The sequence below is a fragment of the Neisseria viridiae genome, from assembly GCF_962747995.1.
Taxonomy (GTDB): domain Bacteria; phylum Pseudomonadota; class Gammaproteobacteria; order Burkholderiales; family Neisseriaceae; genus Neisseria; species Neisseria viridiae.
On the sequence record NZ_CAUJAJ010000040.1, the window covers coordinates 1 to 1,025 of the forward strand.

The window sequence follows — 1,025 nt, forward strand, 5'->3', positions numbered from 1 at the left end:
TTCGGCGAGGCGTTATATCAGTTGAACGCGGTTTCCGATGAAACGCTGGTGCAGCGTATGGGCGAAATCCACGCCGACGGAACGCCGCAGGAAGACAACAACGTCTGGATCAAACGCGTCGGCGGAAAATTCGCCGGCAGCCGCAGCGATTACCGCGTGGGCGGTTACAGCAACCGCTATTGGGGCTTTGCCGGCGGCTTCAACCGGACGGGGTTCGGCGACAAATGGATTCATTACAAAGGGCTGATGCTCCGCCACCTCCAATCGTCCTACACCCCCGAAGACTACGCCGGCATCGGCAAAATCTACGGCAGGACGGCAGGCGTTTATTCCACCTGGCTCAACCGGGAAAGCAGGGCTTATTACGATTTGGTCGCCAACATCGCCCGATATAAAGGCAGCTACGGGCTGACCAATTATTCCGGCAAACGTGTCGAATCGGACGAGGCGCGCCTGAATGCCTATATGCTTTCCGCCGAAACCGGCAGGCGGATAGAAAAACAGGACGGCGGCAAAACCTATTGGTGGCAGCCGGAAGCGCAGTTGTCCTACTGGTTTACGCGCGGCTACGGCTTTTCGCTGTCAAACGGGCTGTCTGCCGAAACGGACAACTTCCGCAGCCTGATGGGGCGGTTCGGCTTTCGGGCGGGCGTGGACGGTTTGGACGGCGGCAGGCTGAACATCTACGGCAAGCTGATGTACAAACGCGAATTTATCGGCACGATCCGCCACAGGTTCAACGGCTCTGCCGTAGAGGAATTCAAACACCGTGGCGGCTGGTTGGAATACGGCTTGGGCGTGGTCAGCCGCAATGCCGGAAACGGGCGGCAGCTTTATTTTGAGGCGCAAAGGTCTTCGATGCACAAGATGCGGCAGAATTGGCAGGTCAATATGGGCGTACGCAGTATGTTTTAATGCGCGGATGCGCCTGAAAACAATCCGGAACGGTCAGACGCGTTCCGGATTGTTTTTTTGTCGGGGGTTTGCCGCCATATCAAAACAGGCGGGCGATGCCGTCTGAAACT

Annotated in this window: 1 protein-coding gene; it reads left to right on the forward strand. The window is 57.4% G+C overall.

The genetic code is table 11. The annotated features are described in order from the left end of the window. Positions 1–915: autotransporter outer membrane beta-barrel domain-containing protein (locus Q9J79_RS10280; protein WP_304717654.1), on the forward strand; the 915-nt coding region annotated here is incomplete at its 5' end. Between the last annotated feature and the right edge of the window lie 110 nt (positions 916–1,025).